We start from the raw sequence: 21,800 nt of genomic DNA, 5'->3' as shown, positions 1-21,800 counted from the left end.
GTTTTTTGAAAAATATTTTTAAATAAGCCAGCCCAAGGGAAACACGGGATCAGCTGAGCAGCACGATGCCGCCTGGCAGACTGGTCATTTGTGCGCCGTACAGGTCGCGTATCATCGCCAGCGCGCCATCGGTTTGCGCGATGGAAAAGCGCATGCGCACGAGGCGGCGGCCCAGCTCGGCATTGCGTAGCAGCACCCGGCCGGGCCGGTAGCGGTTGATTTCATCGACGACCTCGGCCAGCGGCTTGCCGACGAACGACAGCGCCCCCGTGCGCCACGCGCTGGCCTCCTGCGCCGGCGCGGGCGTGACCGCCTGCACGCCCCGCTCGTCATACACCAGTTGCTGACCCGCATCGAGGGTCTGGCGGTGCTGTTGCCACTGCACTTGCACGGCGCCCGTCAGGCAGGTGACGCACACGGTGTCGTCCGTGTGGCGCACGTTGAAGCGGGCCGACTGCGCCAGCAGGCGCCCCGCTCCCGCCACCACCGACACGGGCAGGCGCGCGCCGCTGGCGAGGATTTCCGCCTCGCCGCCCAGCAATTCGATCGCTTCCGGCGCCCGCACGTCGATGCGCGTCTGCGTATTCATCTGCACCGTCATCTGCTGCGACACGCTCACTTGCCGCTGCTCGCCCGTGCCCGTGCGGTAGTCGGCGCTCCACTCCTGCAGCGATGGCCAGGCCCCCAGCGGCGGACGCAAGGCCAGCACGGCCACGCCGGCCGCCAGCGCGCCGCCGAGAAATGCCCGGCGCCCGGGGCGCGCCGGGAAGGCCAGCACGTTCGCCTGGGGCGGTGCGGCGGCGGCACGCTCCAACGCGGGGGCCAGCGCCTGCCACACGTGCTGGAGTTCGCGCCAGGCGCGCGCATGCTCGGGGCTGCGCGCGCACCAGGCGCGCAAGGCGGCGGCGTCGGTCTGCGTGAAATCGTCGGAGCGCAGCCGCGCCCACCAGGCGGCCGCTTGCCGGCCGATGTCGGCATCGCCGTCGGCGGCATTGGAAGGGTCGCGTGGATCGCGGTCAGGAGCAGTCATGGGATTCATCAATATTTACGGCGGCCCGACACATCGCCGCGCTGGGCGGCCTCGGCGTCGGCCATGCACGTTTTACAGTGTTGCATGGCGGCCTGCAATTCTTTCTTCACCATCGCCACGGAAATGCCGAAGCGCTCGGCGATGTCCGCGTTGAGCATGCCGTCGATGCGCGCCGCCGTCAGGATGGCGCGGCGGCGCGGCGACAGGCCCGCCAGCGCCGCGTCGAGCGCTTGCACGTCGAGCCGCGCCGCGACGATGCGCGCCGGGTCGCTGATGTCGTCGCCCGCCTCGTCGGCCAGGTGCATCAGCTCTTCGCGTTCGCGCTCGGTGACGATGATGCGGTCGCGGCGGTAGGCATCGGTGGCGATATTGGCCGCCATGCGCAGCAGGTAGGCGTCGGGATTGTGGACGGGCGCGGCAGTCGGGCCTGGCGCCACCATCGCTTCCAGGCGCAGCCAGGTTTCCTGCAGCGCATCGGCCGCGTGATGCTTGCAGCCGACCACCCGCTCCAGGCGCCAGCGCAGCACGGTGTAGCGCGAACTGAGGTGGCGTTTCAGCCTGGTGCGCAGGTCGGGCATGCTCATGGCGCGGCCCCTGCCGGCGCGCCCGGGGCGCAATCGACTTCGCTGCCCGGTCCTTGCGGCAGCAGCAGGATGGAGACGGGCTGCGGCATCGACGGCAGCGGCGCCGCGCCGACGCGCATGCCCAGCACCAGGCGCGCGATGGCCGTGTCGCGCGCGCGCAAGCCCGTGCTGTCGAGCAGGTGCACGCGCTCCACCACGCCGGCGCGGTTCAGGTACAGTTGCAAGGCCAGCCGGTAGCCGCCGGGACGCGTCTGCGCCGCGCGGCACAGCAGCCCCAGCAACACGTGCTGCAGCCGGCTGACATAGGCCGCATGGTCGCCGCCGCCCTGCGTGGCGCCCGGAATGTCGGCGGCGGCCACGACGGCCGCCGGCGGCAAGTCCGCGGCGGCGGCCGGGGCATACACGATGACGGCTTGCGCGTCGGAGAGCCGCGATTGCAGCCCAGTACCCTCCAGCAAGGCTTGCAGGGCCGCGCCAGCCGCATACGCGCCGCGCACGGCGGCCGACTGGCGCTGCGCGTAACGCTGGTCCATCAGCACGGCGATGCCCGTGCGGCGGCTGTACAGGTCCAGCGCGTCGCCGAGGTGTTGCGCGGCGATATCGAACTGCAGCACGGGGCCGTCGGCCGGCTGCGCCCGCACGGGCCCCACCGCGGCCAGGAAACCCAGCAGTACCAGGTATCCCGCCAGCGCAAGCACATGGACGGATGCCGGGCTGCCTGTCATATCGCTATCGAGTCGCTATCGTGTGAGGGTGGAAGCACGTGGAAACAAGGCATTGCCAAGTAACAATTCTTGCTTCAACTGCAATAGCCTACACATCAAAAATGACGGCTTCGTGACATGCACAGCGTGCACACATTTCGCCATGCGGTACGGCCGGCGCGGCAACTATTTCGGCTACACTGGCTGTCACTTTCCCTTTCAGACGCCTGATGATCGAAAAGAATCTGCCCGAGCTGGTCATGCTGAAGCGCCTCATCGACGAGGGCGGCAGCCACCTGGAGGTGGCCGCGCCCTGCAGCATCGCCATGGATGGGCGCGAGTTCCCCGTGTACACGATTGCGCTGGGCAATCCGGCCCCCGACGTGCCCGTGCTGGGCTTTTTCGGCGGCATCCACGGCCTCGAGCGCATCGGCACGCAAGTGCTGCTGTCCTTCCTGGAAAGCCTGGTCGCGCGCCTGCGCTGGGACGCCACCCTGCACCAGCAGCTGGAACGCATGCGCCTCGTGTTCATGCCGCTGGTCAATCCGGGCGGCATGTGGCAAGCCACGCGCTGCAATCCGCGCGGCGTAGACTTGATGCGCAATGCGCCGTTGAGCGCGCGCGAAAAAGTGCCGTTCATGCTCGGTGGACAGCGCTACAGCGCCCGCCTGCCCTGGTACCGCGGCGCGCCAGACGCGCCGATGGAGCTGGAAAGCGCCGCCGTCTGCGACCTCGTCGAGCGCGAATTGCTGTCGCGCCAGTTCAGCATCGCCCTCGATTGCCATTCCGGTTTCGGTTTGCGCGACCGCATCTGGTTCCCCCATGCGCATACCAAGGTGCCGATCGAACACCTGGCCGAGATCGGCGCGCTGGAAGAGCTGTTCAGCGAGAGCTACCCCAACCACAACTATGTGTTCGAGCCGCAAAGCCGGCAATACCGCACGCATGGCGATCTGTGGGACTATCTGTACCTGAACGGCACCAGCTACACCGGGCGCGTGTTCCTGCCGCTGACCCTGGAAATGGGCTCGTGGCTGTGGGTCAAGAAAAATCCGCGCCAGCTGTTCAACCGGGTCAGCATCTTCAACCCCACGGCCGCGCACCGCCTGCAGCGCGTGCTGCGCCGGCACCTCGTGTGGTTCGATTTCCTCATGCGCGCCGCCAGCAGCCACGGCCGCTGGATGCCGGAAGGCTTGCTGCGCAAGGCGCAGCGGCGGCGCGCGCTGGCGCAATGGTACGAATCATGAGCGGATCGTCCACCTGGGTCTTGCTGCGCGGCCTGATGCGCGAACAGCGCCACTGGGGCAGCTTCCCCGCCACCCTGGCGCGCGCCCTGCCCGGCGCCGGCATCGTCACGCCGGACTTGCCCGGCAACGGCACGCGCCACGAGGAGGCCAGCGCCACCCGCGTGGCCGCCATGGTGGAAAGCTGCCGCGCGGACTTGCTGGCGCGCGCCATCGCCCCGCCCTACCATCTGCTGGCTCTGTCCCTGGGCGGCATGGTGGCCGTCGAGTGGGCCCACCGCTATCCGCAGGAAATCGCCCGCTGCGTGCTGCTCAACACCAGCATGCGCCCGCATAGCCCGTTTTACCGGCGCCTGCGCTGGCAAAACTACGGCTCCCTGCTGCGCCAGCTGCTGCTGGGTGATGCCGCCAGCCAGGAAGCATTGATATTGCGCCTGACGAGCAGCAGGAATGCCCATGGCAACCCCGCGCTGCTGGCCGACTGGCTCAGTTACCAGCAGGAATACCCGGTCAGCCGGCCCAACGCGCTGCGCCAGCTGCTGTCGGCCGCCCGCTACCGCGCACCTGCAAGCCGCCCGGCCATGCCCGTGCTGGTGATGGCCGGCGCGCAAGACCGGCTGGTCGACCACCGCTGCTCGCAGCGTCTGGCGCGCGCCTGGCAGGCCGATTGCCTGATCCACGGCGACGCGGGCCACGACTTGCCGCTCGACGAGGGAGAATGGGTGGCGCAATCGGTGGCGCGCTGGCTGGGGGGGAAGTGACGGACCATGACAGGACAACGACAGTACAATCATCATGCAGATAAGCGAGCAAAGAGAGCAACTGGCGGAACTGGTGCAAGCCGGCGTGCAGGAACGGATTTTTCCAGGCGCAGCCTGGGCCATGGGTACCCTCGACGACAGTATGGCGGGCGCCGCCGGGCGGCTCACGCCCGCGCCCGCCAGTGCCGCGATGCAAGTGGAGACCTTGTTCGACATCGCGTCGCTGACCAAGATCGTCAGCGTCTGGGCGCTGACGGGCAGGCTGGTGACGCAAAAACGTCTGCGCCTGGACGACCGCCTGGCCGATGTGCTGCCCGGCACGCAGGGCCATGCGCTGGCGCCCATCACCATTTTCCAGCTGCTGACGCATACGGCCGGCTTGCCGCTGCGCGCCCGCCTGCGCGCCAGCTATGGCGAGGTGTACGACGATATCGTGCGCGGCGTGCTGCGCGAACCGCTGGAAGGCACGCCGGGCCAGGCTGTCGAATACACGGACCGCGCGGCACTGATCCTCGGCCTGGTCATCGAGCGGCTGCTGGACATGCCCCTGGACCAGGCCCTGGCCGAGCATGTCCTGCGGCCGCTGGGCATGGCCGCCACGGGCTACGGCCCGGTGACGCCACGGCCCGGCCAGCTGGTCGCGCCGACCGAATATTGCGAGCAGGCGGGCGCCCACCTTGCCGGCGTGGTGCATGATTTCTCGACCCGGCTGCTGGGCGGCGTATGCGGCATCGCCGGGCTGTTTTCCAACGTGCCCGACCTGCAGCGCTTCCTGCGGGCGATGCTGGTGCCGCAAGCGGGCCGCCACGGCGAGGTGTTCGATGCGGACTGGGTGCGCGCCTCGCTGACGGTACAGACGGGTTCCTTAAATCCCGCGCGCGGCCTGTTCTGGCACCCGGCGGCGGGCACCGGGCCGGAAGACGACGTCTGGTGCCACCAGGGGTTCACCGGCACGGCCATGTGGCTGAGCCCCCGGCGCGGCCGCTATGCCGTGCTGCTGACCAATAAACTGTACTACACGCGCGATTCCGCCAGGGTCAACGCGTTGCGGGGCGACTTCATGCGTTGCGCATTCGGCCTCTGAGTTTTACAGCCGCAGGCTCACGATCATCGCCAGCAGCAGCGCGCCGGCGGCGGCCAGCAGCGCACCGCTGAAACTGTGGAACTGCGCCTGCAGGCTGCCTGCCAGCACGGGGCCGATGATCTGCCCCACGCTGTAGACCACCGTCATGATGGCCATCATGTTGGCGCCCGCCTTGAGCGCCGCCCGCTGCGCGGCCGGCATGGCGATGGTCACGGTGCCGACAAACGTACCGCCCGCTGAGCAAGTAACCGGCGGCCGAGGGCGCCAGCACGGGCAAGGCCACGCCCAGCGCCTGCAGCGCCAGATTCAGCCGCAGCGCCTGGCGCGTGCCGAGGCGCTCGTGCAGCCGGTGCCACAGGAAACACGAGGGCGCCGCGCCCAGGCCGAACACCGCCCACACGTGGGCGGAATCGAGATCGGGCAAGGCCGTCCTGACCAGCACGGGCAGATACGTGGCCGTGACGATGTAGCCGAGTCCCGCCAGCCCGTAGATCAGCACCAGCGGCCAGGGCGCGACGGGCGCCAGCGCCGGCGCGGCGGCTGGCGGCGACGCATCGGGCGTCGCCTGGCCGCCGGAGGCAATGACGGGCACGGCCGCCAGCCCCAGCAGCACGGTGACGCCGGCCAGCAGCAGCCACATGCCGGTGCTGCGCCAGCCCAGGTGCGACGCCAGCACCAGCAACTCGGCCGAGACGGCGATGCCGGCGCCCACGCCCGCGTACAGCAGCGGCGCGCCGCGCGCCTGCCGGCGCTGCACCAGCAGCCACAGCGAGGCGGCCACCATGGCCAGGGCGCTGAAGACGCCCGCCACGCCCCGCACCGTCACGAAAAGCCAGACCGGCATAGTCAAGGCCAGCACGCCCAGGCACAGCGCCGTGCCGGCCACCGACCATAGGCACAGCCGGTGCGCGCCGGGCGCCCGCGCGCGCATGGCCAGGATGGCGCCCAGCAGATAGCCCGCATAGTTGGCCGAGGCGGCCAGGCTGCAGTCGCGCAAGGTCAACACGCCCTCCCCCAGCATGTGCGGGTAGATGGCCGTGAAGGCGAAGCGGCCGAAACCCATGCCGATGGCGAGGATGGCCGCCGCCGCGACGGCTTCGCGCAGCCGGGCCGGCGCGCTCACGGCGCCGCCTCGCCGAGCTGCGCCAGCAAGTGTTGAAAGGCGGGCACGTCGAATCCCGCGCGCCACACCAGCAAGGTGTCAATCTGCCCGGCAGGCAGGGTTGTCAAGGTGGCCGGCGCGTCCGACAGCGCCAGCACGCTGGCGGGCAGCAGGGTCACGCAGGCGCCGGCCGCCACGCAGGCGATCATGCAGTGATACGAACTCATTTCCTGCACCCGCCACTGCGTGCTGCCGGCCAATCCCAGCAAGTCCTCAGCGATGCCGCGATAGGTGCAGCCCTGCTGAAACGCCGCCAGCGAGCGCGTGCGCACATCCACGGCGCGGCGCGCCTGCGCTTCGCTGGCCGGCAGCAGCAGGCACAGCTCCTCGCGCCACACGGCCGTCGATGCCAGGCCCAGCTCCGCCAGGGCGGCGGCGCCGCCGAACGCCGGCGGCAAGGCGACAAAGGCGCAGTCGAGCAAGCCCGTGCGCACTTGCTCGATCAGGGGGCGCGACGGCCCCGTGCCCAGCGCCAGGCGCGTCGCCGGATAGCGGGCGTGATACGCGGCCAGCAGCGCCGGCAGGCGGCTGGCCGCCGTGCTTTCCATGCTGCCGACGCGCAAGGTGCCGCCCTCGCGCCCGCCCGTGACGACGTGCCTGGCCTCTTCCGCCAGCGCCAGCAGGCGCTGCGCATACTCGAGAAAGCGTTCGCCCGCCGCCGTCAGAGCCATGCGTTTATTCGTGCGCACGAACAGTGCGGCGCCGATGTCGGCTTCCAGCTGCTGGATGCGCGTGGTGACGCTGGACGGCGCCCGAGCCAGCCTGGCTGCGGCCTGGGTGACGCTCAGTTCACTGGCGACCGAGCAAAAAATCCGCAATGATTCCAAATCCATCGTATTCTCTTTTTGAAAATGATTGTGCTATTATATTCTCAAACTAAGAATCGAATACGGTAATCTCAACTTCATGAAGGACACATCATGACTTCAATCGAACGCTTCCTCGACCGCCTCGGCCTGCGGTTCCCCATCATCCAGGCGCCGATGGCGGGCGTCTCCACGCCGCGCATGGCCGCCGCCGTCTCGCATGCGGGCGGCCTCGGTTCGCTGGCGATCGGCGCCGGCACGGTGGCGCAGGCGCGCCAGATGATCGTCGACACGCGCGCGCTGACGGACAAGCCCTTCAATATCAATGTGTTCTGCCATGCGCCTGCCGTCCGGGATGTGCACAGGGAAGCGGCCTGGCTGGCCCATCTGGCGCCCCTGTTTGCCGAGCTGGGCGCGGCCGTGCCGGTGGCGCTCGACGAGATCTATCCAACGTTTCTCGGCGACGAGGCGGCGTTCGAGCTGTTGCTGGAACTGCGTCCCGCCGTCGTCAGTTTTCATTTCGGCTTGCCGTCGACGGAAAAGATCGCCGCCCTGCGCCAGGCCGGCATCTACACGCTGGCCACGGCCACCAGCGTGCGCGAAGCAATCCTGATCGAACAGGCGGGGGTCGACGCCATCGTGGCGCAGGGCGTGGAAGCGGGCGGGCATCGCGGCGTCTTCGATCCGCAAGCGCCGGACGAGCGCCACAGCACCGGCGTCCTGCTGCGCCTGCTGGCGGGTCGCACCGCGCTCCCCCTGATCGCCGCCGGCGGCATCATGGATGGACAAGGCATCCGCGCCGCGCTGGACCTGGGCGCCGCGGCCGCGCAGCTGGGCACGGCGTTCGTGCTGTGCCCGGAATCGGCGGCCAATGCGGGTTACCGGGCCAAGCTGCACAGCGAACGGGCGGCAAGCACGCGCTTGACGGCGACCTTGTCCGGCCGCCTGGCGCGCGGCATCGACAACCGCTTCATCGAGTACGCCGAAGCGCCGGGCAGCCCGGCGCCGGCCGACTATCCCGTCGCCTACGATGCCGCCAAACGATTGAACGCGCTGGCCAGCCAGCACGGCAACAGTGAGTTTGGCGCGTACTGGGCCGGCCAAGGGGCGCCGCTGGCGCGGGCCATGCCGGCCGCGCAGTTGATCTCCACGCTGCTTGGGGAAATGGCGGCCTGATTTATTGTGCCGCCAGCCGTCGCGCTGGCGTCGCCGCCCCATAGCACGATGTCGCGCCCGGGACATTGCTCGCGCAAGGGCGGGCGACGGCGGCGCGGGCCAGGCTAGCGCAGCGGCGCCTTGAGCACGAACTTGAGTTCCGGCGTCAAGTCGCTTGCCGCTTCCAGGACCAGGCCGGTTTCATCATTGGCCAATGGCGCTGCGGGACTGATCGTCATTTCGCAGCGGGACTGCCCATCGGCGATCTGTACCGTGCCCGGCAGCGACACTGCTGGCGTCCTGGCACTGCGGATCGTCCAGTTTTTCTGGCAGATCAGGCGCGGCAAGTCGAAAGCCACCTGGAACGATTGATCCACCTGCACCAGGCGCGTGGCATTGGGCGTGGCGTTGACCAGTTGGACGACCGTCTCGTGTATGGTCTTCAAATCGGTTTCCACCGTAGAAATTTCCTGCGAGTTGATGATATAGGTATCAAACTGGCTGAACGAAATGCTCTTGGAGAAAGTCGCGTTCCCAGCCGTATTCGCGGAGGCCGATAGCACGCCGATCCCCGCACCGGCATTGCCAGACAGCGTGGTCTGGCCCTGGAACGACGATGCGCCCGCGCTGGAAATCCACACGGCGGGAAACATCCTGCCCGACGACACCTTGGTGCTGTCGGGCGCGGCGGGGTCCGCGCCGCGGATTTCCCGCGACAGCGAGTACAGCACGCTGATGCGCTGGCGGCGGGTCAGGTTGCCGCCGATATCGGGCGCCAGCGCCAGCGCAATCGGGGAAAAGACGGAGGCCTTGACCGCCAGCATGGATTTTTTTGTCTCCAGCGCATTCTTTGCGGCGATGGCGCCGTCATTGCCGGAAATGCCGCCGGCAACGCTGATGGACGAATTGAGGAAGCCCGAGCAATCCATCGCATAGGCAAAATTATTCGTCTGCGTATCCATATTGCGCAGCGGGTCGTAGCCCGTATAGGTTTCCGCACCGGTCAATGTCACCTGCCGGGCACTCGATTTCGTATCGACGAAGATGGCCGTATTCAGTACACGCAACACGCTCTGGCCCGAATACTTGTCGACTTCCGCCACCAGGTCGCTGGCCAGTATGCTCTTCAGCTCGCCAGGAATGTAGGCCTTGTCCTTCTTGTCCAGCTTTTTCGTCAACTCCTTGGGCAAGACACAGCCGCCATTCTTGAAAAAGCTATTCAGCTCGTTGCCGAGGTCAACGGCATTCTTTTCCTTCTGTATATTGGCCGTCAGGCTCTTGACGGAGACGACAGCAAAGGCAGTGGAGCACTGGAACGACAAGATCAGCGTTGCGGCAAAAAGGCGTGTACGTTGCATGGCCATCCCCGTTTTTGGAATTGAAGAGTTTGCATCTTCCTGCCGCCATACCAGAAAGACAATCTCCAAATGCCACGCGCGGGTGATTTATTTCGCTGGTTGCATTTCCACAACAATTGTTCAAGGCTGCCGGCAGCAAGCCGGACGATCAGGGCAGCCGATGCCGAAAGGTCGGCTCAATATTGCGCGCATGCAGCCAGCGCACGATGTCTTCCAGGGTGGCGTCCTGCAGCAGCAAGCCAGGCGCGGTGGCGGACGGTGCCGCAGGAGGGGCGGCCATGGGGACAGGCGCGGGTGCGGCATCCGCCAGCCTCGCATGTCCCTGCAATTTCGCCAGCGCCTGCGCGAACTGGGCCGGGTTAATGCTGCGCAAGCCCTCCAGAAAGCCCAGCTGGGCGGCGGGCGGCGGCGGCATGTCCAGGCCCGGCTCGTCGACAAAGGCGGCGCCCATGCTGGGGTGGATGAAGGCGGCCCACTTGCCGGACGGCTGCAGGCTTGGCGGCAGCGCCACCTGCTCCACGTAAGCGGGCGGCGCCACGGCGAGAATGTCGGTCGAGGCAGGCAAAAAAGTGGAACGCAGCAGCTGCACGAACTGGCGCGCCTGGGCGGCGGGCACGGGCGTGGCCAACGACAGCCACAGCTGGAACGCCGTGCCGGAAATGCTGACAGCGGGCGCCGGCAAGTCCAGCTCGTGCTGCACGGCATTGGCGATCGTGCACAGCGCGCTCCAGTGCGCCTCGCCGCCGCCCTTGCCGCCAAACTCCAGCACCAGCGCGCGCGTCAGGCCGCCCTCGCTCACGAGTTGCACGGCCACCGTCTGCTCTCCCGCCAAGTGGCGCGCCAGCACGGCCGGCATCAAAGGCTGCGCGCCGCCGTCCGCATCGACATAATGCTGGCGTTCCTCGAACAGATATAAACGGGTGAGTTCGGAAATCAATTTATGCATGGGCGGCCTCGTAATAACGTTGAGCTACACTTGTCAACGTGCGCAGATTATAGCTTCCCAAGCCTGAAGGTACCCGTCCGTCCGACGCCAAACACGAGCCAGCTGGCCACGGCGAACAGGCAGGCGGCCACGCCGCCGTACAGCATCACGGCGCCAAAGCCTTGCGCCAATGCCAGCTTCGCCACGCCGGCCGGCAGCGCGCCGGCACCCTTGCCAGCCGACAAATCCTCCGCCAAGGCGCGCAAGGCGGCCCCGTCCAGGCCGCCGGGCAGATGCGGCCGCGAGACGGACTCGATGGCGTTGATGAGGATAAAGCCCATCAGCGCAATATTGATCGACAGGCTGACCATGCGCGCGCTGATGTCGATGCTGGACGCCATGCCGGCCCGTTCGCCCGGCACGGCGCCCGTCGTCGTGTTGGTGACGGGCGTGTTGGTCAAGCCCAGCCCCGTGCCGGCCAGCAGGCAGCCGGGCAGGATCGTCAGCCAGCTGGCGGCGTCCGCGCGGCTGCCCCAGCACATCAGCAGCAAGCCCGTGCCGATGGCCAGCAAGCCGGCGGGAATCACCGCATCGGCCCGGTAGCGCAGCGCCAGCCGCTCGGCCAGCGGCGGCACGAGCAAGGTGGGCAAGGTGTAGGCCAGCAAGGTCAGGCCCGTGGCCAGGCTGCCGTAGCCGAGGCCATGTTGCACATACAGGGGCAGATAGATCATGAGCGGCCAGAAACTGCAGTTCATGCCCGCCGAACCGAGCAGCGCACCCGAGAAGCGGCGGATGCGAAACACGGAAAAATCGACCATCGGTGCCGCCTGGCGCTTCTCGATCATGACAAACAGCATCAGACTGACCAGCGCCACGGCCAGGCTGGCCAGCGTACGCGGGTCCGTGAAACCCAGCGCCGGCCCCTGCGTGATGCACCATGCCAGGCTGAACACGGCCAGCGACAGGGTGACGATGCCCGCCACATCCAGCTTGCGCCGCTGCGGATCGCGCGATTCGCTCACGCCCAGGGCCGCCAGCAGCAGCGCGACGACGGCCAGCGGTCCGTGCACGAGAAATACCCATTGCCAGTTCGACAGCGCGACGATGGCCGCGCCGATGATGGGGCCAAAGCCCAGGCCCAGGCCAAACACGATGCCCCAGGCGCCGAACGCCCTGCCCCGCGCGGCGCCCGCCGGGAACTGCTGCGACAGCACGGCCACCTGGCAAATCAGCATGGCGCCGCCGGCCGCACCCTGCAGCGCGCGCGCGGCGATCAGCACGCCGGTGCCGCCGGCCCAGCCGCATGCGAGGGAGCTGACGCCGAACAGCGCCAAGCTGGCGAGCAGCAGGCGCTTGCGGCCATAGCGGTCGGCCAGGGTGCCCGTGGCCATCAGCACGGTGGTGCACGCCAGGGTGTAGGCGTTCATGATCCACTGCAAGTCCTTGAAGTCGCCATGCAGCACGGTTTCCAGAGTGGGCAGAATGACGGGCACGCTGGAAATTTCCAGGCCGAACATGAGCGAGGCCAGGCACACGGCGGCCAGGGTCAGCGAGTTTTGTTGTGAAGTAGTCAGGTGCATCGAAGCCTTGATGTCGGTGGTCATGGAGGGGCGCGTAGAGGCGGCGCACTGCGAGCCGCCATTCTAGAAAGCCTGAACTCATGAGGGAAATGATAAAATTTTGTACAATTCATTCATTTTCATCATGAATCACGGGAACCCCATGGACTTCGATACCGCCCTGCTGCGCGCCCTGGTCGCCGTTGCGGACACGGGCGGCTTTACGCGCGCCGCCGAACGGCTGCACCTGAGCCAGTCCGCCGTCAGCCACCAGATCCGCCGCCTGGAAGAACAGGCGGGCACGACGCTGCTGGTGCGCACGACGCGCAGCCTGCGCCTGACGGAAGATGGCGAGGATTTCCTGCGCCACGCGCGGCAGATCCTCGCCGCGCAGGATGCCCTGTCGCGGCGCTTCCAGCGTTCCGCGATCGCGGGCGCCGTGCGCTTCGGGGTGCCGGAAAATTTCATGGGCGCGCGCCTGCCCGCCCTGCTGGCGCAGTTCGCGCACCTGTTCCCCGCCGTGCGCCTGGATGTGACGGTCGGCACCTATCTTGACTTGCAGAAAATGGTCGCCGCCGATGCGCTGGACCTGGCCGTCGTCATGGCCCTGGCCGATGGCCAGGATGAGGCGGCCGTGCTGCGCCGCACGCGCTTCGTCTGGGCCGCGGCGCACGATTTCCGGCACGACGGTCAGGCGCCGCTGCCGCTGGCGTTTTCGCCGGCGCCCTGCATGCACCGGCAAGTGGGCGTCGACGCCCTCGATGGCGCCGGCCTCGACTGGCGCGTGGCGTTCACCTCGCCCAGCCAGCAGGGCTTGCGCGCCGCCGTACTGGCTGGGCTGGCCGTCACGGCCCTGCCGCAAGGCGACCTGGAGCCGGGCATGGTGGTCATCGATGGCCGGCACGGCTTGCCCGCCCTGCCCGCCGCTGCGTTCCAGCTGCTGTGGCGCGCCGCCGGCAGCACGGCGGCGGCCGACGCGTTCGGACAATTGCTGCGCGAGTGGTCAGCCGCCGCGGCGGCTTGACAGCACCAGCAGCAAGGCCAGTGCCAGCATAGCGGCCGCGCTGCCCAGGGCCAGCGTCACGCGGTGCGCCAGCAGCGCCACGCCGGCGAACTGGTGCGCGCCAAAGGCCGAGATCGCCACCAGCGCCGCCAGCCCCAGCGAACTGCCCAGCTGGTGCGCCACGTTGACGACGCCCGAGGCGGCGCCCGCATCCTGCGCCGGCACGCCGGCCACGCCGGCCGCCGTCAGGGGACTCAAGGCCATGCCCTGCCCCGCGCCGATCAGCACCATGGGCAGGGCCACGCCCAGCCAGTACGCCGTGCCCGCGTCGACACGGCTCAGCCAGGCCATGCCCAGCATGGTCAAGCCCAGTCCCATCGCCAGCAGGCGCGCATTGCCGAGCCGGCGCGTCAACCGCGGCACGCACAGGGCCACGCCGAAGTTGACCAGGGTCATGGGCAGGAAAGCGAGGCCCGTCAGCGAGGGCGGATAACCGAGCACCACTTGCAGCAATTGCGTGGTGAAAAAGAAAAACCCGATCATGGCGCCCATGAACAATACCCTGGCCCCATACGCGCCATTGCGCTGCCGATCGGCAAACAGGCGCAGCGGCAGGATGGGCTGCGCGGCGCGCCGTTCGATGAGGATGAAAGCGGCCAGCAACAACACGCCCACTACCAGCGCAGCTTGCGTCAAGGCATCCCCCCAGCCGGCGCCGGCCGAGCGGATCAAGCCATACACGAGGGCCGACATGCCGAGGGTGGAACTGGCCGCGCCGGCCACGTCGAAGCGGCCCCGAGTGGTTTCACTGTCGGCGATATAGCGGCGCGCGGCCACCAGCATGGCGGCACCGATGGGAAGGTTGATGAAGAAACCCACGCGCCACGATAGCCACTCGGCCAGCACGCCGCCCAGCACCAGGCCCACGCTGGCGGCGATGCCCGCCACCGCGCTGTACAGGGCGATGGCCCGCGTGCGTTCGCGCCCCTCCGCAAACGTGGTTTGCAGCAGGGCCAGGGTCGAAGGCGCCAGAATGGCCGCGCCCACGCCCTGGATGGCGCGCGCGGCAACCAGCATGGCCGGCGAGCGCGCCAGGCCGATGGCCAGCGACGCCAGCGTGAACAGCGCCAGGCCCAGCTGCAGCAGGCGGCGCCGGCCAAGCACGTCGCCGGCGCGCGCGGCCAGCAGCAGCAAGCCGCCAAACGTCAAGGTGTAGGCGCTTTGCACCCAGGCCAGGCCCGTATCCGTAAAGCCCAGTTCCTGGTGGATTTTTGGCAATCCCGTCAGCACGATGGACGTGTCGAGCACGATCATCACGTAACTGACGAGGATGATGGCGAGGATGGCCGCCTTGTGCGGCGCGGCGGAACTGGCAGGAAGATTGTTCATGCCAACACTGTACAGCTGGCGCATTGCCATGAATAGATGCTAAAGTTTGCATGAACTTATTAGCAGAGCTAATGAATTGGAAAGACATCCTCGCCTTCGTGGCCGTGGCCCGCGAAGGCAGCTTTACCCGGGCGGCGGGCAAGCTGGGCGTGTCGCAATCGGCGCTGAGCCAGACCGTGCGCACCCTGGAAGCGCGGCTCGACCTGCGCCTGCTGGTGCGCACCACGCGCAGCGTCTCGCCCACGGAAGCGGGTGAACAGCTGCTGTGCACGGTGGCGCCCCGCTTCGACGAGATCGAGGCGGAACTGGCCCTGCTCAGCGAGCGGCGCGACAAACCGGCCGGAAACATCCGCATCAGCGCGGGAGAACACGCGGCGCTCACCGTCCTGCAGCCGGCCATCGCCCGCTTGCTGCCGAACTATCCCGACATCCACATCGAAGTCGTCGTCGACAACGGCATGACCGATATCGTGGCCGCGCGCTGCGACGCGGGCGTGCGCCTGGGCGAGCAAGTGGCCAAGGACATGATCGCCATGCCCATCGGTCCGGATTTCCGCATGGCCATCGTTGCCTCGCCAGCGTATTTCAGCCGGACTCCGCCGCCCGTCACGCCGCAGGACTTGATGGCGCACAACTGCATCAACATGCGCCTGCCCACTCTTGGCGGCCTGTACGCCTGGGAATTTTCCAAGGATGGACAGGAGCTGAAAGTGCGGGTGGAAGGACAGATGATCTACAACAACATGGCCATGCGCCTGCAGTCGGCGCTGGACGGCCTGGGCCTGGCCTGCATGGCGGAAGACGTCGTGCTGCCCTACGTGGCCGATGGCCGGCTGATCCGCGTGCTGGACGAGTGGTGCCCCGCGTATGCGGGCTACAAGCTATATTACCCGAGCCGGCGCCACCCGTCGCCCGCGTTTACCTTGCTGCTCGACACCTTGCGCTATCGCGGGGTATGAGCCAGCGCAATCGTCCACCGGACGTGGGCAGTCGCCAAACGAACATGCGTTTACCGTGCGGCGGCACAGGACTATAGTGACTGCTTTCCCACCTGTTCAAGGATCGCCATGAAACTCTTTTACTCGCCGGGCGCCTGCTCGCAGGCGCCGCACATCATCCTGCGCGAAACGGGCACGCCGTTCACCCTGGCCAAGGTCGACCTGGGCCAGCACCAGACGCAGGATGGCGGCAATTACTATGACCTCAACCCGAAAGGCCAGGTGCCGCTGCTGGCCCTCGATGATGGCACGACCTTGAGCGAAGGCCCCGTCATCGCCCAGTACGTCGCCGAACAGGCGGGCCGGCAGGACCTGCTGCCGCCCGTGGGCAGTCTTGCCCGCTACAAGGTGCTGGAATGGCAGAACTACATCACCTCCGAGTTGCACAAATCGTTCAGTCCCCTGTTCGACCCCCGCATCGACGCCGCCACCAAGGCCTTGTTCGTCCAGCAACTGGGCAAGAAATACAAGTGGATCGACAGCCGCCTGGAAGGCCAGGCCTACCTGACGGGCGACACGTTTACCGTCGCCGACGCCTACCTGTTCGTCATCACGGGCTGGGCGCCAGGCGTGGGCGTGGATTTGTCGGGCCTGGCAAATGTGCAAGCCTTCCTGGCCCGCGTAGCCCAGCGCGACAGCGTCAAGGCGGCGCTGGCGGCGGAAGGCCTCGCCAAAGGCGCTTGACGACGAAGGGACACATCGCCGAAGCGACGGCCGCGCTGGCCACGGTGCCCGAGGTGCGCGCCAGCTGGAAGAACAGTCGAAAACACTGGGCGAGGCGTCGGAAGCCAAGCTGCGTCCGCACGAACGGCTGGCCATGGCCTTGACCTTCATCCAGATCGCCGTGGCGCTGGCCGCCATCACCGTGCTGACGCGGCGCCGTTGGCTGCTGTGGGGTTCCGTGGGCGCGGCGGCGGCCGGCATACTGGCGGCGGCCAGCGCCTTCCTGCTGTAGCGGCCGTCAGGCGGGCGGCACGATGCCGCTCCAGCCCGGCAAATAGCGCGCCTGCTGGCTGCGCGCCAGCATCATGGCCTGCTCCAATGCTTTCGGGAAATTCTTTTGCAGGCTGGCCGGCGCGATGCGGCTGCGCAAGAAATCGGCCCACAGGAATTCGCTGAACGGCGTCACGTCCTTGGCGTAGCCGCCGGCGCTGCGCAATTCTCCGGCCAGGCTGCGGTAGGGATCGTCGTGCAAGCCGCTCAGGTGCCTGGGGATGGCGGAAAAATCGCGGCGCAAGCCTTCGCTGTCGTACGGATGCACCCACTGGTGGTGATCCATCACATGCCAGAAGTGCAGCGGCTCCAGCCAGGACAGATCCTTGAGGATCATCAGCCTGACGCTCTTGACGCCTTCCTGATGCAGCGCCAGGCCGAAATGGTGGTGGTCGACGATGTAGTGGCGCCCTTCCGGGCCGATGATGCTGGGAAACCAGTGATCGGCCAGCGCCGCCGCCCTCGCCTTCCGGCCCAGGCTGGCCCAATGCGCGCGCTTGAGCGCCACCTCCGCCATGCCCACCGTGATTTGCGTGGGCAGCAGCTTGTTCAGCCTTGCCTTGACCAGTTGCGGTTTCACGCTTGTCATGCCAACTCCCGGGATGCATCGCCTGGCCGCCAGCGTAGCATAGTCGCCGCTACTTTTCAGGCGCGGCGCCGTCCAGCAGGCGCACCGCTTCGGCCACGCTCAATTCGCTGAGCAGCAGCGCCGGCCCCGCCTGGACGGCCAGCATGTCGCGCAGCGCCAGTTGCAGCACGGCGCATGCCGGCTCCTTCAGCCGCGCCAGCGCCAGGGCCAGCCCCCGCTGGCGCGCAAACGCGGCAAAATCGCGCAAGGCTTCGACGCTGCTGCCGTCGAGGTCGGGCGACTCTTCCAGGCTGAGGATCACCTTGCACAGTGGACCGGCCCGCTCCTCCAGCATGGCGCGCGCCAGACGCAGGCTGCGCTCGGCATTGACGAAGAACAAGGGTTCATCGAGGCGCAGGATCAGCAGGTCGGGCCGCGCGCGGGCCGCCGGGTACAGGGTCAGCTTCACGTAATCGTGGCTGTCGCCCAGCCGCCCCAGCACGGACAGGCCCGGCCGCGACAGGCGGCGCAGCATCAGCAGCAGGCTCATGGCGATGGCCGCCAGCAAACCGTCGAGCACGCCGAACAGCAGCACGCCGGCAATCGCCGCCAGCACCAGCAGGCGGTCGCGGCGCCAGGTGAAATAGGGACGCAAGGAAACTGGGTTCAGGGTATGGCTGACGGCATGGATGACCACGGCGGCCAGCACGGGCACGGGGATCAGGGCCACCAGCGGCAGCAGGGTCAGCACGATGACGCCCACGACGGCGGCCGCCACCAGCCCGGCCAGGCGCGAGGTGGCGCCGGCCGCCTCGTTGGCGGAGGTGGCCGAATAGCCGGCGCCCACCGGCATGGCCTGGAACAGGCCCGCCACCACGTTCGCCGCGCCCAGCGCCAGCAAGTCGCGCTCGGGCGCCACGCCATCGCCATGCTTCAAGGCAAAACTGCGGATGGCGCCATACGATTCCGCATACAGGATCAGCGCCAGCGCAAACGCCAGCTCGGCCAGGCGCGTCCATTCCCCCTGCGTCAGGCGCGGCAAGACCGGCATGGCCAGGCGGACATCGATGGCGCCCACCAGGGCCACGCCGTGGCGCGGCAAGTCCAGCCACTGCCCGGCGGCGATGCCCAGCGCGATGACGATCAGGCCGGCGGGCCAGCGCTGCAGCCGCCGCAGCAGGAACAGCGACAGCAGCGCCGCCGCGCACAGGCCGGCGCCGCTCCCGTTCCACTGCCCAGCGCCAGCCAGCAGACCCGCCAGCAGATGCGGCACGTCGCCGTGCGCCGGCTGCACGCCCAGCACGCCAGGCAGCTGTTTCACGATGATGACGATGGCCAGGCCGAAGGAAAAGCCCCGCAGCACGGGCTTGGCGATGAATTCCGTGATGCTGCCCAGCCTGGCCAGCCAGGCCAGCAGGAAAAATGCCCCCGTCAACATCACCAGTCCCGCCATCAGCATCAGCCGGTGCCCCGCCGTGCCGCCCGGCATGGACGCCATGGCGGCGGCCAGCACGGCGGCCGAGGACGAGGTGGCCGAAACGATGGCAAAGCGGCTCGTGCCCAGCACGCCATAGCACAGCAAGCCCGCAAACAGAGCCAGGATGCCCGCCTGGGGCGCCAGGTTGCCGATGCTGGCATACGCCACCGCCTCCGGCAGCAGCAGGCCGGCGATCGACAGGCCGGCGCTGGCATCTTGCCAACGGTTCATTTGCGTCGCAGCCGATGCGCTCATGGTGACGGTCCCGGGTGGATGGCACATGCCGCCTCCATGATGCGGCAAAAATGCCTTCCCGGCCACCACTGCCGGCATGGACGGCAATAGCTGGCTCCCGCGCCCCACACTGTGCGAAAATGCCCGCCTTCGCCATTGCCGGATTCTGCCCATGCCGCACGCTGCCATCGCTACCCTTTCCGCATCCGACGCGCGCCGCATCGCCCGCCACGCCCCGGCGGCCGACGCCGCCCGCTTCCTGCATCCGGCCCAGCAAGCCCTGCTGCACCGGCGCGGCTGGCTGACGATGCTGGCGCCGCGCGGCGCGGGCGGCGCCGAGCTGCCCTTGCCGCAGGTGGTGCGCCTGGAAGAAGCCGTGGCCGCCGTCGATGGCAGCATGGGCTGGGTGCTGACCCTGTGCGCGGGCGCGGGCTGGTTCGCCGGCTTCCTGGCGCCCGACGTGGCGCGGGCCATCATCGGCACGCCGCGCGTCTGCCTGGGCGGCAGCGGCGCGGCCACCGGCTACGCGGACGAGGAAGGCGACGGCTACCGCATCACGGGCAGCTGGGATTACGCCAGCGGCGCGCCCATGGCCACCCACTTCACCCTGAACGCGCGGCTGCGGCGCGCCGGCCAGCCCCTGCTCGATGACGAAGGCAAGCCGCGCATCCGCGCCTTCCTCGTGCCCGCCGCCCTGGTGCAGCTGGTGCCCTCATGGAACAGCATCGGCATGCGCGCCAGCGCCTCGCACAGCTACCGCATCGACGGCGCTTGGCTTGCCAAAGAATATGGTTTCACCATCGATCCCTCCGCCGCGACGGCCGATGGCCCCCTGTACCGCTACCCGTTCTATTCGCTGGCCTACGTGACCCTGGCCGCCAACGTGGCCGGCATGGCTGCGCATTTCATGCGGCTGGCCGAGGAAGGCATGCGCCACCGCCGCCATGCGCGTGCCGGCTTGCCGCTGCTGGACGTGCCGGAAGTGGCCGCCATGCTGCAAGGCAGGAAAGACGCGCTTGCCAGCGCCCGGACGCGTTTCTACGCCGTGCTGGACGACAGCTGGGCAAAAGTTGCCGGGGGGGCGGCGCTCGACACGGAAGGCATGCAAGCCGTGCAGGACAGTTCGCTGGCCCTGGTGGCCGTCGCGCGCGCAGCCGTCGACGGCTTGTATCCGTACTGCGGCCTGTACGCGGCCCGCGAAGACAGCACCATCAACCGCGTCTGGCGCGATTTCCACACGGCCAGCCAGCATGCGCTGCTGCTACCCTAAGCTGCCCGACCAGCGCCTTAGCGCGGATAACTGTCGTCCGTCACCTGTTCCAGCCAGCTGACGGCCGTGCCATCTTGCGCCTCTGCAATGACGACATGCTGCATGGCGGACGTGGCCGTGGCGCCATGCCAGTGCTTGACGCCGGGCGGTATCCACGCCACGTCGCCCACGGCCAGCGCTTGCAGCGGCCCCTGCCAGTGCTGCACCCAGCCCTGGCCTTGCGTGACGATCAGGGTCTGGCCCAGGGGATGCGTATGCCAGGCCGTGCGCGCGCCGGGCGCAAACGTGACGATGGCGCCGGCCCCGGCGGGCAGGCAAAGCGGCAAGAGTGCCGCGGCGTATCGATGCATGGCTGACTTCCTTTCTTGCCGGTATGACAAATTCCACGGGCAGCCGGCGGCGCCTGTCCCGAAATCCGAGCTTAACAGCGCTGGCCCGCGCTGATTAGCGGCGCAAACCCGCTAGGGCCTATAAGCTGGGCTGATGAATCAGGCCGATGCGCGGCCGATGCGCGGCGTGACTCACAGGAAAGGCTGGCGGACGCCATGCGGGCCGGATTGCCTGATAATATGGGGGCATTGCTACTTCTCGCTCCCCTATCCATGCACGTCAACACGCTCAGCAGCCTGGCGCAACTCCTGGCCAGCGCCGAAACGGAAACCCTGGCCTTTCCCACCAGCATCAATACAGCCCTGCTCCTGCAAAAGGAACTGGCCAATCCGGATTGCCACTCGGCCGACATCAGCCGGCTGCTGCTGTGCGAACCGACCTTGTCGGCACGCGCCGTGGCGCTGGCCAATTCGGCCCTGTTCGCGCCGGGCCAGGCGCCCGCCATCACCAGCGTGCGCGCCGCCGTCGAGCGGCTGGGCCACCGCAACCTGTATGCGCTGGCGACGGCGGCCGTGATCCGCCAGCTGAACGCGGGCATCCGCGACGAAGCCTTGCGCGCCCGCGCTACCCAGCTGTGGGCGCACACCGTGCATGTGGCGGCGCTGGCGCATGCGCTAGCCGGCGCCGTCACGCAGACGGATGCCGATACGGCCCTGTTCGCCGGCATCGTGCATGAAGTGGCCGGCTTTTATATGCTGGCCCAGGCCGACAAGACCCCGGGCCTGTACGCCCAGCTGGAAACGCAGATGGCGTCCACGCTGGAAGTGATCGGCCGCGCGCTGATGCGCCAGCTGGGCGTGCCGCAGGCGGTGGCCGACGCCGTCAACGCCTTGCCCGGCTCGACCATCATGCTGCCGCCCGAAGGCTTGCGCGACACCCTGCTGCTGGCCAAGGCGCTCTCGCCCGTCCCTTCGCCGCTGCCGCAGGCCAGCGTCACCGTCAGCGCGCCGCTGCAAGCCTATCTGGAACACGATCCCGTGCTGCAGGCGCTGCGCACGCAGCCGTCGGCCGAGGCGCAGGGCCTGATCGAGGTACTGCTCAGCTGATGGCCGATCTGCTATGATGGCGCGGGCCGGGATGGACCCGGTCCGCTTTCATTGACGCCC

21 protein-coding genes and 1 pseudogene are annotated in these 21,800 nt (G+C 68.2%); 10 read left to right on the top strand and 12 right to left on the bottom strand.

Features of this window, described 5'->3' with window-relative positions; all coding sequences use genetic code 11:
* Nucleotides 1-49: 49 nt before the first annotated feature.
* From GCN78_RS18720 to GCN78_RS18710, 3 genes are read right to left on the bottom strand one after another with little or no spacing between them, the layout of a single operon-like run.
* Nucleotides 50-1,030, bottom strand: a complete 981-nt coding sequence (locus GCN78_RS18720) for a FecR family protein (RefSeq protein ID WP_152253035.1) — start codon at nucleotides 1,028-1,030, stop codon at nucleotides 50-52.
* Between the two features lie 8 nt (nucleotides 1,031-1,038).
* Nucleotides 1,039-1,614: an RNA polymerase sigma factor gene (locus GCN78_RS18715; RefSeq protein ID WP_152253034.1), complete on the bottom strand. Its 576-nt coding sequence runs from the start codon at nucleotides 1,612-1,614 to the stop codon at nucleotides 1,039-1,041.
* Nucleotides 1,611-2,339: a hypothetical protein gene (locus tag GCN78_RS18710; protein WP_152253033.1), complete on the bottom strand. Its 729-nt coding sequence runs from the start codon at nucleotides 2,337-2,339 to the stop codon at nucleotides 1,611-1,613. The genes GCN78_RS18715 and GCN78_RS18710 overlap by 4 nt, the downstream gene beginning before the upstream one ends.
* A 209-nt stretch (nucleotides 2,340-2,548) precedes the next feature.
* Between GCN78_RS18710 and GCN78_RS18705 the strand changes: the two genes are divergently transcribed.
* The 3 genes from GCN78_RS18705 to GCN78_RS18695 are packed head-to-tail and all read left to right on the top strand — an operon-like array spanning nucleotide 2,549 to nucleotide 5,407.
* Nucleotides 2,549-3,565: a M14 family zinc carboxypeptidase gene (locus GCN78_RS18705; protein WP_152253032.1), complete on the top strand. Its 1,017-nt coding sequence runs from the start codon at nucleotides 2,549-2,551 to the stop codon at nucleotides 3,563-3,565.
* A complete protein-coding gene (locus GCN78_RS18700; RefSeq protein ID WP_152253031.1) occupies nucleotides 3,562-4,323 on the top strand; it encodes an alpha/beta fold hydrolase in 762 nt (253 codons plus the stop codon). The genes GCN78_RS18705 and GCN78_RS18700 overlap by 4 nt, the downstream gene beginning before the upstream one ends.
* A 34-nt stretch (nucleotides 4,324-4,357) precedes the next feature.
* The gene (locus tag GCN78_RS18695) at nucleotides 4,358-5,407 is read left to right on the top strand and encodes a serine hydrolase domain-containing protein (protein ID WP_152253030.1); all 1,050 of its coding nucleotides are present in this window, start codon (nucleotides 4,358-4,360) and stop codon (nucleotides 5,405-5,407) included.
* On the opposite strand, the gene GCN78_RS18690 is transcribed toward GCN78_RS18695, so the two are convergent.
* Both GCN78_RS18690 and GCN78_RS18685 read right to left on the bottom strand, forming a co-directional pair.
* On the bottom strand, nucleotides 5,382-6,530 hold the full coding sequence (locus GCN78_RS18690; RefSeq protein ID WP_461419041.1) for a YbfB/YjiJ family MFS transporter: 1,149 nt from the start codon (nucleotides 6,528-6,530) through the stop codon (nucleotides 5,382-5,384). The genes GCN78_RS18695 and GCN78_RS18690 overlap by 26 nt on opposite strands.
* Nucleotides 6,527-7,402 (bottom strand): LysR substrate-binding domain-containing protein, encoded by an 876-nt coding sequence (locus tag GCN78_RS18685; protein ID WP_152253029.1) that lies wholly within the window; start codon nucleotides 7,400-7,402, stop codon nucleotides 6,527-6,529. The genes GCN78_RS18690 and GCN78_RS18685 overlap by 4 nt, the downstream gene beginning before the upstream one ends.
* Nucleotides 7,403-7,489: 87 nt before the next feature.
* Here GCN78_RS18685 and GCN78_RS18680 point away from each other — a divergent pair, with 87 nt between their 5' ends.
* Entirely contained in the window at nucleotides 7,490-8,551 is a 1,062-nt protein-coding gene (locus tag GCN78_RS18680; RefSeq protein ID WP_152253028.1) for an NAD(P)H-dependent flavin oxidoreductase, read from the top strand.
* A gap of 104 nt (nucleotides 8,552-8,655) precedes the next feature.
* Here the strand turns inward: GCN78_RS18680 and GCN78_RS18675 are convergent, their stop codons facing one another.
* From GCN78_RS18675 to GCN78_RS18665, 3 genes are all read right to left on the bottom strand, one after another.
* Entirely contained in the window at nucleotides 8,656-9,888 is a 1,233-nt protein-coding gene (locus tag GCN78_RS18675; RefSeq protein WP_152253027.1) for a hypothetical protein, read from the bottom strand.
* A 148-nt stretch (nucleotides 9,889-10,036) separates the two neighbouring features.
* Complete coding sequence (locus GCN78_RS18670) at nucleotides 10,037-10,834, bottom strand: TOTE conflict system archaeo-eukaryotic primase domain-containing protein (protein WP_152253026.1); 798 nt, start codon at nucleotides 10,832-10,834, stop codon at nucleotides 10,037-10,039.
* Nucleotides 10,835-10,881: 47 nt separating this feature from the next.
* On the bottom strand, nucleotides 10,882-12,417 hold the full coding sequence (locus GCN78_RS18665; protein WP_226939715.1) for an MFS transporter: 1,536 nt from the start codon (nucleotides 12,415-12,417) through the stop codon (nucleotides 10,882-10,884).
* 118 nt (nucleotides 12,418-12,535) lie between these two features.
* Between GCN78_RS18665 and GCN78_RS18660 the strand changes: the two genes are divergently transcribed.
* Nucleotides 12,536-13,396, top strand: coding sequence for a LysR substrate-binding domain-containing protein (locus GCN78_RS18660; protein WP_152253025.1), 861 nt, complete (start codon nucleotides 12,536-12,538; stop codon nucleotides 13,394-13,396).
* On the opposite strand, the gene GCN78_RS18655 is transcribed toward GCN78_RS18660, so the two are convergent.
* Nucleotides 13,376-14,764, bottom strand: a complete 1,389-nt coding sequence (locus GCN78_RS18655) for an MFS transporter (protein WP_152253024.1) — start codon at nucleotides 14,762-14,764, stop codon at nucleotides 13,376-13,378. The genes GCN78_RS18660 and GCN78_RS18655 overlap by 21 nt on opposite strands.
* A gap of 71 nt (nucleotides 14,765-14,835) precedes the next feature.
* Here GCN78_RS18655 and GCN78_RS18650 point away from each other — a divergent pair, with 71 nt between their 5' ends.
* The 3 genes and pseudogenes from GCN78_RS18650 to GCN78_RS18640 form a co-directional block, all read left to right on the top strand.
* Nucleotides 14,836-15,723, top strand: a complete 888-nt coding sequence (locus GCN78_RS18650; RefSeq protein ID WP_226939714.1) for a LysR family transcriptional regulator — start codon at nucleotides 14,836-14,838, stop codon at nucleotides 15,721-15,723.
* A gap of 108 nt (nucleotides 15,724-15,831) precedes the next feature.
* Nucleotides 15,832-16,446, top strand: a complete 615-nt coding sequence (gene gstA, locus GCN78_RS18645) for a glutathione transferase GstA (protein WP_152253022.1) — start codon at nucleotides 15,832-15,834, stop codon at nucleotides 16,444-16,446.
* A gap of 61 nt (nucleotides 16,447-16,507) precedes the next feature.
* Nucleotides 16,508-16,717: pseudogene (locus GCN78_RS18640) on the top strand (DUF4337 family protein); the annotation flags it as partial.
* A gap of 6 nt (nucleotides 16,718-16,723) precedes the next feature.
* Here the strand turns inward: GCN78_RS18640 and GCN78_RS18635 are convergent.
* Together GCN78_RS18635 and GCN78_RS18630 are read right to left on the bottom strand one after the other, a co-directional pair.
* Nucleotides 16,724-17,344, bottom strand: coding sequence for a ParB-like protein (locus GCN78_RS18635; RefSeq protein WP_152253020.1), 621 nt, complete (start codon nucleotides 17,342-17,344; stop codon nucleotides 16,724-16,726).
* 49 nt (nucleotides 17,345-17,393) lie between these two features.
* Nucleotides 17,394-19,055 carry a SulP family inorganic anion transporter gene (locus GCN78_RS18630; RefSeq protein ID WP_152253019.1) on the bottom strand — a complete coding sequence of 554 codons (1,662 nt, stop codon included), beginning with the start codon at nucleotides 19,053-19,055 and terminating at the stop codon, nucleotides 17,394-17,396.
* A 151-nt stretch (nucleotides 19,056-19,206) separates the two neighbouring features.
* Between GCN78_RS18630 and GCN78_RS18625 the strand changes: the two genes are divergently transcribed.
* Nucleotides 19,207-20,304: an acyl-CoA dehydrogenase family protein gene (locus tag GCN78_RS18625; RefSeq protein ID WP_152253018.1), complete on the top strand. Its 1,098-nt coding sequence runs from the start codon at nucleotides 19,207-19,209 to the stop codon at nucleotides 20,302-20,304.
* Nucleotides 20,305-20,321: 17 nt separating this feature from the next.
* On the opposite strand, the gene GCN78_RS18620 is transcribed toward GCN78_RS18625, so the two are convergent.
* Nucleotides 20,322-20,654, bottom strand: coding sequence for a (R)-mandelonitrile lyase (locus GCN78_RS18620; protein ID WP_152253017.1), 333 nt, complete (start codon nucleotides 20,652-20,654; stop codon nucleotides 20,322-20,324).
* Nucleotides 20,655-20,906: 252 nt separating this feature from the next.
* Here GCN78_RS18620 and GCN78_RS18615 point away from each other — a divergent pair, with 252 nt between their 5' ends.
* Nucleotides 20,907-21,740, top strand: a complete 834-nt coding sequence (locus GCN78_RS18615; protein ID WP_226939713.1) for an HDOD domain-containing protein — start codon at nucleotides 20,907-20,909, stop codon at nucleotides 21,738-21,740.
* The last annotated feature ends 60 nt before the right edge of the window (nucleotides 21,741-21,800 follow it).

Source organism: Janthinobacterium rivuli (assembly GCF_009208735.1).
Taxonomy (GTDB): Bacteria; Pseudomonadota; Gammaproteobacteria; order Burkholderiales; family Burkholderiaceae_D; genus Janthinobacterium.
Note: the sequence above shows the minus strand (reverse complement) of the source record. Positions and strands in the feature narration are given on the sequence as shown.